This window comes from Kribbella pittospori (assembly GCF_004331465.1).
In the GTDB taxonomy this organism is placed as follows: Bacteria; Actinomycetota; Actinomycetes; order Propionibacteriales; family Kribbellaceae; genus Kribbella; species Kribbella pittospori.
In genome coordinates, this window is record NZ_SJKB01000063.1 from 1 (window position 1) to 545 (window position 545).

Annotated in this window: 1 protein-coding gene; it reads left to right on the forward strand. The window is 68.6% G+C overall.

What is annotated here, in order from left to right; genetic code table 11:
• Positions 1–134: 134 nt before the first annotated feature.
• Positions 135–545 (forward strand): SDR family NAD(P)-dependent oxidoreductase (locus E0H73_RS45625; protein WP_131367569.1); only part of this gene is annotated, 411 nt, incomplete at its 3' end.

The window sequence follows — 545 nt, forward strand, 5'->3', positions numbered from 1 at the left end:
AACCTCCACGCCCACCACCTACTCACAACCTGGCACCAGCCAGCGACCTCCGACAATCGAGCCTTGTCACCGTAGATGCATAGACCCGAGTCACCCGGGTACCGCGTGGCTACGCGGATCCTGGAGGGCAGACGATGACCACCGACCCGAGGACCCGGTACGCCGGACCCGAGCAGCAGGAACCGGATCAGCAGGAGCATCCCGGGCACAGCGGCTCGATGGAGCCCACGCCCGACTACGGCGAAGACACCTATCGCGGCAGCGGGAAGCTGACCGGCCGGCGGGCGCTGATCACCGGGGGCGACTCGGGGATCGGGCGCGCGGTGGCACTCGCGTTCGCCCGCGAGGGCGCGGACGTGATGATCTCTCACCTCGAGGCCGAGGAGAGCGACGCACGCGAAACCTGCCGGCTCGTGACCGACGCCGGACGCAAGGCCGCGTCACTGGCCGGCGACATCCAGCACGAGGAACACTGCCGGCGGCTGGTGGACTATTGCGTGGACGAGCTCGGCGGACTGGACATCCTGGTCAACAACGCCGCGTAC